Source organism: Agrobacterium sp. ST15.13.013, from assembly GCF_027956525.1.
Taxonomy (GTDB): Bacteria; Pseudomonadota; Alphaproteobacteria; order Rhizobiales; family Rhizobiaceae; genus Agrobacterium; species Agrobacterium salinitolerans.
In genome coordinates, this window is record NZ_JAQKGP010000019.1 from 105,656 (window position 1) to 114,196 (window position 8,541).

The following is an 8,541-nucleotide window of genomic DNA, read 5'->3' on the forward strand; positions in this document are numbered from 1 at the left end:
GATGGCAAGCCTTGAAACCACGTTGCAGTTGCTGTCACCCTATCCTCCGGGATGGGGCGGCACCCTTTTGAAGGGTGCGGCGTCGACGCTTGCCATTTCCGCCGGTGCTTACCTCATCGGCATTATCATCGGGCTTGCCGGCGCACTCGGCAAGCTTTCGGGCAACAGGCCGCTCGGCCTGCTGCTCAATCTCTACACCACGGCCATCCGCGCCGTTCCCGAACTGATCCTCATTGTCGGGCTCTATTATGCCGGGACGGACGGTCTCAACCGGCTGCTGTTGCTCGCCGGCATGCCGCCGCTGGAGGTCAACGGTTTCGTTGCCGCCGTTGCAGTTCTGGGTTTCGTGCAGGGCGCCTATATGACCGAGGTGCTGCGCGGCGCGATCCTTGCCATTCCGAACGGGCAGATCGAGGCGGCGCGCGCCTTCGGCATGTCGCCGGCGCTTCGGTTCCGCCGGGTTATCCTGCCGGCACTGTTGCCGAATGCACTGCCAGGGCTCGCCAATCTCTGGCTTGCGGTGACGAAGGACAGCGCGCTGGTGGCTGTTGTCGGTTACCAGGAACTGGCGCTCGCGACGCGGTTGGCAGGCGCCAGCACCAAGCAATATTTCCTGTTCTTCCTCGCGGCGGCATTTCTCTATCTCGCCATCACGCTCGTCTCCAACCTCGTCTTTTCACTGCTGGAACGCCGGGTGCGGCGCGGCCAGCCGGCTTTGGCGTAAGGGGGAACGGCATGGATTTTTCCTGGGTCGCCAAATATTGGCCGCTGCTTTTATCCGGCGCATGGCAGACGCTGGCGCTGCTCGTCATCTCCGTCAGCATCGGCTTCGTGCTCGCCATCGGGCTTGCCTTTGCGCAGGTCAGCGGCGGGCGGGTGACGAAAATTCTGGCGCGGGGCTATTGCACCTTCTTTCGCGGAACGCCGCTGCTCATCCAGCTCTGGCTGCTTTATTACGGCGTCGGCTCGCTTCTGCCGATGGTCCCAGGCCTCCGGCAAAGTTTTATGTGGCCGGTGCTGCGCGAAGGGTTCTTCTTCGCGGCCGTCAGCTTCACGCTGAATTATGCGGCCTATGAGGCGGAGGTGCTGCGCGGCGCGCTGCTGGCGGTGCCGAAGGGCGAGCTGGAGGCGGGCAGGGCTTTCGGCATGGGCCGCTTCACCCTCATTCGACGCATCTGGCTGCCGCGCGCGATCCGCATCGCGCTGCCGACCATCGCTGGCGAGGTGGTGATGCAGTTGAAAGCCACGCCGCTTGCTTTCACCGTGACGGTCATGGACCTTTACGCCGTCGCCTACAAGGTGCGGCAGGATACGCTTCTGGTCTATGAGCCGCTGATCGTCGTCACCGTCTTTTATCTCATTCTCACCGCCATCATCGCCCGCTGTTTCGGCCTTGTCGAACGGCAGGTGCCGGTCCGGCGGTAAACATTCAAGGAGTATCACCATGGGCACTATCCGTATTCTCGACGGCGGCATGAGCCGCGAATTGCAGCGGCTGGGCGCTGAGCTGAAACAGCCGGAATGGTCGGCGCTGGCGCTGATCAATTCCCCCGATATCGTGCGGCAGGTGCATGCGGAGTTCATCGAGGCCGGTGCCGATGTCGTCACCACCAATTCCTATGCGCTGGTGCCCTTCCACATCGGCGAAGAGCGTTTCCAGAAGGATGGTGCATCGCTGATCGCCCTTTCTGGCAAGCTGGCCCGCGAGGCGGCGGATGCTTCCGGTCGCAAGGTGCTGGTTGCCGGTTCGCTGCCGCCGATCTTCGGCTCCTATGAGCCGCAGAATTTCGATGCGGGCCGGGTGCAGGACTATCTCAAGGTGCTGGTCGACAATCTCGCGCCTCATGTCGATGCCTGGCTCGGTGAGACGCTCAGCCTGATCGCCGAGGGCGAGGCGGTGCGGCAAGCCGTTGCCGCGACCGGCAAACCGTTCTGGATTTCCTTCACGCTTAACGACGACGCGGCTGCGGTCGGCGGGGAGCCTGCGCTTCGCTCCGGCGAAACGGTCAAGGCGGCCGCCGAATGGGCGGCGCAATCGGGCGCCGCCGCGCTGCTGTTCAATTGCAGCAAGCCCGAGGTCATGAAGGCCGCCGTCGAAACCGCCTCCGCCGTCTTTGCGGACAAGGGTGCTTCGCTCGAGATCGGCGTTTATGCCAATGCTTTCGAGGGCGAACAGGGCGATTCCGCTGCCAATGAAGGCCTGCATGGCACCCGTGCCGACCTGACAGACGATGTCTATTCCCGTTTTGCCTGCTCCTGGGCGGATGCGGGCGCGACCATGATCGGCGGCTGCTGCGGCATTGGTGCGGCGCATATCCACAAGGTTGCGACAGCGCTGCGGCGCGCGGCCGCCTGACGCGGTCGGCGGCTTTTAACGCACTATCGGGAATGAATGCGGCGGGCTGAAAGGCCGGCCGCTTTTTTGTCTGCGGCTATTGACCTCAACCATAGTTGAGGAATTATCAGTGCATGGAACACTATAATAAGGACGTTCCATGATCGAGAATTCCAAGGCGTTGAAGCTCACGCTGCTATTCGTTGCCACACTCACCATCATGGCCGGAACCACGGTCGCGCCCTCGTTGCCCGCCATCGAACAGAGCTTCCTGTCGACGCCTGATGTTGAGATCATGAGCCGCATGGTGCTGACATTGCCATCGGTGTTCGTGGCGCTCTGTGCACCGGTCGCCGGCGTGTTGGCGGATCGCTTCGGCCGCAAGCGACTGCTGCTCGGCGCGATCCTGCTTTACAGCTTTTCCGGCATGTCCGGCCTTTTTTCCGAAAGTCTTGTCGGCCTGCTCGTCGGGCGCGCTTTTCTGGGGCTGGCGATCGGCGCCATCATGACGATCGGCACGGCGCTGGTGGGCGATTATTTCGAAGGTTCGGCGCGGGAGCGCTATCTCGGCCTGCAACAGGCCTTTACTCAGATCGGCGGTGTGGTTTTTGTGGTGGCGGGCGGTTTGCTGGCGGATCTGCATTGGCGCGCGCCCTTCGCGGTCTATGCCGTCGCCCTGCTCATTCTGCCGGCAGCCCTGTTCTTTCTGACGGAGCCGGTGAGGAACGATGGCGCTGTCAAGGCCGGAGGCGAACGGGATTTTGCGGTCAACTGGCTGCTGGTGGGCGTGCTGGCGCTGGCGGTGTTTCTCGTCAATGCCTTGTTCTACACCATTCCCTCGCAGCTGCCGTTTTTCCTGCGGGAGCTTGGGGTGTTTTCCGGTAGCATTGCGGGATACGCCATCGGCATTTTCAATTTGGCAGGGGCGCTGGCGGCGCTCAATTTCGGACGATTGCGGGCAAGGGTCACCGTCACCGCCATCATTGCCGTCGGGCTGGTGTCGATGGCGGCGGGTTTTGCGCTGCTTGCCAGGGCCGAAGGGCTGGTTGCCTTGCTGTCATCGCTTGCGGTGGTGGGGTTTGGCCTCGGCCTGGTGATGCCGGGCATCATGTCCACCACCATCTTGCTGGCACCGCTCAGACTGCGCGGGCGTATCGCCGGCATCGTCACCGCCTCGATGTTTCTCGGGCATTTCATCTCGCCGCTGGCAAGCCAGCCATGGATTGCCCGCTTCGGCTTTGCCGCCGCCTATCGCGACATCGCCTCGATATTCGCCGCCATGGCAGGACTTGCCGTCATGGCCGCCATTTTGCAACGGTGGACGCTCATGCGAAGGGCGCGACCCTTCACGCCGGGCGACTGACGACCGGTCTTCGACGGGCAAAAAACACGCGGGTTTTGCCCGCCACGGCATGAAGGAATTGTAAAGTTTTTGATTATAATCATTTTACTGTAAAATAAATCGATGGCGACGGCTGAAAGCTCGCATGCTTTCGCTTTTTCCCGGAAATTAGGTCCGGCGTTTCCGCCTGCTGGCGGGTCGCCGCGCCAACGCGGGAAGCGGCCTCCCCGCATTTGAGGGGACGGGCTGCTTTCTGCGGCGCATGCATGATGCAGATGCGACCAGAGCCTATGATGCGGCTAGCGAAGCCTCGATGATCGGGGCGCTTGACGTGCAATGTCAGTCTTGCCGAACACCTCCGGCACGGGGAAGGAGCGGTTTTTAATGACGTGAGGCTTTCCGTGTCTTTTCTTCAAAACGCCAGTATTCGCACCAAAATCCTGTCACTCATTCTCCCGCTCTGCATCGTCGGCCTTGGCGCCACGGCTTACATGTCCACCCATTACAAGCAAGCGGACACGGCTTATTCTTTCTTTATCGCTACTGACAGTGCCGCGCTGGTGGAGCTTTCCCGCGCAAATCGCAATCTGGAGGCGATGGCCTATGGCGCCTATCAGGTCATGGCCTACGATGCGAAGGCTCCCGACTTCAAGATCGTCATGCGGGAATATCAGAGAGACAAGGGAGATTTGATATCGCGCCTGAACAATGTCAAAGCCATTTTCCCGGAAGAGGCCGCGACGGTGGACAGGTTGTTGGGGCAGGTTCAGGGCATTATTGCAATTACCGATAAGGCTGTGGAACTTGGCTCTGCCAACAGCAACCAAGAATCCGCTGCGGAACTGCTAAAGGCCGACGTTGCAATCCGCTCGGTCGGAAGTGATATCGCCGCCCTCTTGGACAAGCTTGCCAAGGGTGTCGTCAAGGGAAGCACCCAACTGACGGATCAGACCAATTCGACCATCATGGCCTCGCTGGTGATTGTCGGCATCGCTTTTGCGGTCGGTATCATTCTGGCGCTGTTCGTGGCGTCCCGTGGCATCACCACCCCGATCGCCCGTCTGCGCGAGCGCATGGTATCGCTTGCCGGCGGCGAGACGGCCACGGAGATCGATGGCATGGCGCGTCGGGATGAGGTGGGCCAGATGGCGAAAGCCGTGCAGGTCTTCCGGGAAAACGCTATTGAGCGCATTCGTCTCGAACAGGAAACAGATGCCAACCGCACCCTCTCGGAGAAAGACCGTATCGAGCGAGAACAGCAGAAGGCAAGGGAAGCCGCCGACGTCAAATTCGCCGTCGACAATCTTGCAGCCGGCCTCTCGAAGCTTTCGGAAGGCGATGTTTCCTATCGCATCGGCCAGCCGTTCACCGCGACGCTCGACGCCGTTCGTAACGATTTCAACATGTCCGCTGAAAAGCTGCAGGCGGCGCTGACCAAGGTGGCTCAGAACGCCAGCGGCATCGGCGCGGGTGCGGACGAGATCAAGTCTGCTGCCGACGATCTGGCCAAGCGCACCGAGCAGCAGGCCGCGGCTGTGGAGGAAACCGCCGCCGCTCTGGAAGAAATCACCACGACGGTCAGGGATTCCACCAAGCGCGCGCAGGAGGCGGGCCTGATCGTCAGTCGCGCCAAGACGGGCGCCGAACAATCCGGTGAGGTGGTGCGCCGCGCCGTGGTCGCCATGGAGCAGATCGCCAAATCCGCCAATGAGATCAGCAACATCATCGGCGTGATCGACGAAATCGCCTTCCAGACCAATTTGCTCGCGCTGAATGCGGGCGTGGAAGCAGCCCGCGCCGGTGAAGCCGGCAAGGGTTTTGCCGTCGTTGCGCAGGAGGTGCGTGAGCTTGCGCAGCGTTCCGCCAGCGCGGCCAAAGAGATCAAGGCGCTGATCACCACCTCGAACGACCAGGTACAGCAGGGCGTGCAGCTGGTGGGCGACACCGGCAAGGCGCTGGCAACGATCGTTTCGGAAGTTCAGGAGATCAACCGGCACGTCGTCTCCATTGTGGAGGCCGCGCAGGAGCAGTCTTCCGGACTGCAGCAGATCAATACGGCCGTCAACCAGATGGACCAGGACACGCAGAAAAATGCGGCCATGGTGGAAGAAACCAATGCCGCAAGCCACAGCCTCGCCAAGGAAGTGGCGTCGCTCAACCAGCTGCTCTCCCAGTTTCGGCTCGCCGACGGCACCCAGCAGCCGAAAAACCAGCCTGCGCCGGTTCGCAGCGCAGGCGATAACGACAGATATGTGGCATCCCCGGTCCGCGCGCTGGGTCGCAAGATCGCCTCTGCGTTTTCGGGCAATGCCGCCGTCGATACAAAAGGCGACTGGCGGGAGTTCTGAGCGGCGGTCCGTTTCCAGCATGCGTTTCGGCGGGGAGACATCCCCGCCGGCGTTCAACGGCGATGCGGCGCAATGGAAAGCCGTTCTGGCGAAATCGATGTCCACCGTGTGAAACGCAATATTTTCGCGACAGCCAGATCATCCGCATCCGCAACCAGCGCCATGGGGGGCGGCGCCGGCTCAAGCGGGAAAACATTCAATTGGTGAAGTCCGAACCCGACCGGCGGACACTCACGGCCCGCTGGGGTCCTTTTCTTTCTTTGCTTGATCGTGATGCCACTTGATGGCGAAGAACATGCCCGTGCCCAGCACGAGAATCTTGAAAGGAAAGAAGACCAAGGGAAACAAATCTACCCAATCCCAATCCATCATTTTCGTATTTCCAGTCTGTTACTTGACACAATCTATCGAGGGTAGGGCTACCTTAAAACCACTGCTTCAACAACGCCATTTTATGCCCTCGTGCAGGGTCTTTTTGACGCAGCCCGGGCCGGATCGTTTCATCCAGAGCTCTTCAATCTTACCCGCGAAACCGCAGGGTCTCGACAAACAGGCTGAAGGCGGCGGATGGATACCGTCGGCAGGGATAATAGAGGTGATAGCCCGGCAGGTCGGGCGTAAACTTGCCGGGCACCTGCATCGATCGGCCTGCATCCAGATGCGGCCGAACCTGATCGAGCGGCAGATAGGCGAGGCCGTGCACAGGAATTGCTATTCATCCGTGAATTCGGAATAACTAAAAAATAGGTTTTTGGCGGGATACTCATGGTACCGCAATGAAGCATCGGGTACGATGTGGCACGCATGGAAAAAGACAGAGAAGCCCCCCTTATGGCTGCAGCGCACGAAGAACAGGCGCGTGGATATTGGCGGAATACACTGTTTTATGTGACGTTCCTTTATTTCACGGTCGGCTTCTCGCCCTATATTTCGCTTTCTTCGACCTATCAGGGATCCGCCATGGCGGCAGGGTCCAACCTGCTGAACCAGCTTACCGCGATCATTCTGCTTTTCAGTTTCTTGGCGTTCATGGCGAAGGAGCGTTCGTTTTCCCTCGTCTTCTCACCGCGTCTGCTGATGGCGGCGGTTTTCGGCTGGTTTGTTTTCACCTCGCTGATGGGCGAGGCGCCGGCGTTTTCGCTGCGGCGGCTTGCCATGTGCGCCATCATCTGTGTGCTTGCCGGCGGCTTCCTGCAATTGCCGCGCACCGAGCGGCATTTTACCACGCTGCTTGCCGCATGCACCCTGATCATATTGTTCCTGTGCTATTTCGGAATCATCGTGCTGCCCTCGCGCTCGATCCATCAGGCCAGCGATGCGCTGGAGCCATTGCTGGCAGGGGACTGGCGCGGGGTTTTCCGCCATAAGAACGAGGCCGCCTCGGTCATGGCGGTTTTGATCATCGTCGGTATTTATCTCTGCAAGCGCTGGTCGTTCATCGGCGGGTTGTCGGTGCTGTTGCTGTCGCTGCTCTTTCTGGTGAAGTCGGGCGGCAAGACCGCGCTCGGCCTGATGCCTATCATCATTGCGACAGGCTGGTTCATCCTGCGCTGGCCCCGTTGGCGCTACCCTGTCGTCACCTTGTTTCTGGCGGTTTTCGCGCTCGTTACCGTCGGCACCCCGGTCGATCCCGTCTTTTCGCAGATGCTGACGAAGCTGGGGCTCGATGCCAGCTTTACCGGCAGACGGGATATCTGGACCGTCGCCATCGATTACATCCGTCAAAGCCCGCTACTCGGATACGGCTATCAGGCCTTCTGGCGCAGCGACGCCCTGATGTCGAGTTTCACCGAGAACAACACCTGGGCGACGACCGCGCCGGATTCGCATAATGGTTATTTCGACCTGCTGCTTGCGGGCGGCGTCCCGGGGTTTGGGCTGGTGCTAATGTGGATTTTCCTGCTGCCGCTTCACTATCTCGGTAAAATGGATGAGGCCACGCGCAATAGCCCCCTGACGCGGCTTTATGTCGGCGTCTGGCTTTATGTCCTGCTCTACGGCTTTCTGGAAACGCTGTTCTTGCTCAGTTCGGGCTTCGTCTGGTTTTTTCTCCTCGTCGCGGTCATGGGCCTGCACCTGCAGGCAAACGCCAGCCTTGCCGAAGACGAGGTGGAGGCGAAACCCGCCCTGACCGGGAGCGATGCGATTATGTAATTAAAAAGCTTGATCTCCACAAAAGTGAAGAATGTTCTCAATGTCGCCTGGAGCACGGCGGGCTTCGGGCAGATGCGACCCATCGGCTGTGTCGAGCGCTAGCTCGCACAGTGAATGTGCGATCAGCGATGTTGCCTGAAGCCATATGAGGATGTCTGAAATTGCTTGTGCCATGGCCTCAGAAACGTTCGCTTCCAAGCGTATCGAAGAGCAAGCTGCTCAAGGCTTCATGCTTGGTTGCTCGAAAATCAATAAATAGTAGATGTCCGACTTGAGAGATAGGTGACGTTTTGTACCGGAGACATGGGTAACACTTTTCGCTTTGCGGGAGGTGTTGATGCCGTGGAGAGAGACTTCGGTTA

General features: G+C 60.1%; 8 protein-coding genes. 6 read left to right on the forward strand and 2 right to left on the reverse strand.

The genetic code is table 11. The features are described from left to right. The first annotated feature begins 1 nt into the window (after position 1). The 5 genes from PL597_RS18895 (at position 2) to PL597_RS18915 (ending at position 6,025) form a co-directional block, all read left to right on the forward strand. Complete coding sequence (locus PL597_RS18895) at positions 2–724, forward strand: ABC transporter permease (RefSeq protein ID WP_269824465.1); 723 nt, start codon at positions 2–4, stop codon at positions 722–724. An 11-nt stretch (positions 725–735) separates the two neighbouring features. Continuing rightward, complete coding sequence (locus PL597_RS18900) at positions 736–1,425, forward strand: ABC transporter permease (RefSeq protein WP_142913663.1); 690 nt, start codon at positions 736–738, stop codon at positions 1,423–1,425. A gap of 19 nt (positions 1,426–1,444) precedes the next feature. Then, on the forward strand, positions 1,445–2,356 hold the full coding sequence (locus PL597_RS18905) for a homocysteine S-methyltransferase family protein (protein WP_271365967.1): 912 nt from the start codon (positions 1,445–1,447) through the stop codon (positions 2,354–2,356). A 139-nt stretch (positions 2,357–2,495) separates the two neighbouring features. Beyond that, positions 2,496–3,698, forward strand: coding sequence for an MFS transporter (locus PL597_RS18910; RefSeq protein ID WP_269834220.1), 1,203 nt, complete (start codon positions 2,496–2,498; stop codon positions 3,696–3,698). A gap of 380 nt (positions 3,699–4,078) precedes the next feature. Further along, positions 4,079–6,025 (forward strand): methyl-accepting chemotaxis protein, encoded by a 1,947-nt coding sequence (locus PL597_RS18915; RefSeq protein WP_271365968.1) that lies wholly within the window; start codon positions 4,079–4,081, stop codon positions 6,023–6,025. A gap of 231 nt (positions 6,026–6,256) precedes the next feature. Here PL597_RS18915 and PL597_RS18920 read toward each other — a convergent pair whose 3' ends face one another. Continuing rightward, positions 6,257–6,397: a hypothetical protein gene (locus PL597_RS18920; protein ID WP_103036226.1), complete on the reverse strand. Its 141-nt coding sequence runs from the start codon at positions 6,395–6,397 to the stop codon at positions 6,257–6,259. A 148-nt stretch (positions 6,398–6,545) separates the two neighbouring features. Then, a complete protein-coding gene (locus PL597_RS18925) occupies positions 6,546–6,728 on the reverse strand; it encodes a hypothetical protein (RefSeq protein ID WP_271365969.1) in 183 nt (60 codons plus the stop codon). 128 nt (positions 6,729–6,856) lie between these two features. Here PL597_RS18925 and uppW point away from each other — a divergent pair, with 128 nt between their 5' ends. Further along, positions 6,857–8,179, forward strand: coding sequence for a Wzy-type polysaccharide biosynthesis protein UppW (gene uppW, locus PL597_RS18930; protein WP_271365970.1), 1,323 nt, complete (start codon positions 6,857–6,859; stop codon positions 8,177–8,179). Positions 8,180–8,541 lie beyond the last annotated feature (362 nt).